The sequence below is a fragment of the Geobacillus sp. ZGt-1 genome (assembly GCF_001026865.1).
Taxonomy (GTDB): Bacteria; Bacillota; Bacilli; order Bacillales; family Anoxybacillaceae; genus Geobacillus; species Geobacillus thermoleovorans.
Genome location: NZ_LDPD01000092.1, coordinates 1 through 455 on the forward strand (window position 1 = coordinate 1; position 455 = coordinate 455).

At 40.2% G+C, this 455-nt stretch carries 1 protein-coding gene; it reads left to right on the forward strand.

Annotated features, from left to right (window positions below; genetic code table 11):
* Nucleotides 1-30 precede the first annotated feature (30 nt).
* On the forward strand, nucleotides 31-195 hold the full coding sequence (locus VU18_RS18065) for a Fur-regulated basic protein FbpA (RefSeq protein WP_152668849.1): 165 nt from the start codon (nucleotides 31-33) through the stop codon (nucleotides 193-195).
* Nucleotides 196-455 lie beyond the last annotated feature (260 nt).

A 455-nucleotide genomic window follows, 5' to 3' on the forward strand; every position in this document is an offset into this window, starting at 1 on the left:
ATATATTCTCTATAAAGAAGGGGGAGTAACATGACTGCTTTTAAATTATACTTACGCGAGGCGATCGAGGAAGTTAAGGGAAAACGAATTGAGCAGCTACAGGATGCAGGGAACAGAAAAACTGTTGAGCGGCGTTTATTGGATGCATTGTCAGAATTGACTCATCATTGGCTTAAAGGAAAAAGGGGGAAATGAAGAATGTTTCGATTTTTTTGCGAACAGTGCGGATTTGAAATTTGGAGCATCGAGGTAATTCCAAAACTAAAATGCCATTGCGGGATATATTCTCAATGTGAAGAAAAGGAGTGTGGGATCAATGAATAGTAAAGTAAGAGACTTCTTGGAGACAGTAGTCTTCTCCGGCTTGTTTCTGATTATCATGGGAGGATTCATCTGCTATCGAGTCCGGTGATGGAGGTGTGAAAAATGTATTTGTCCCAGGTGAAATCAAATGG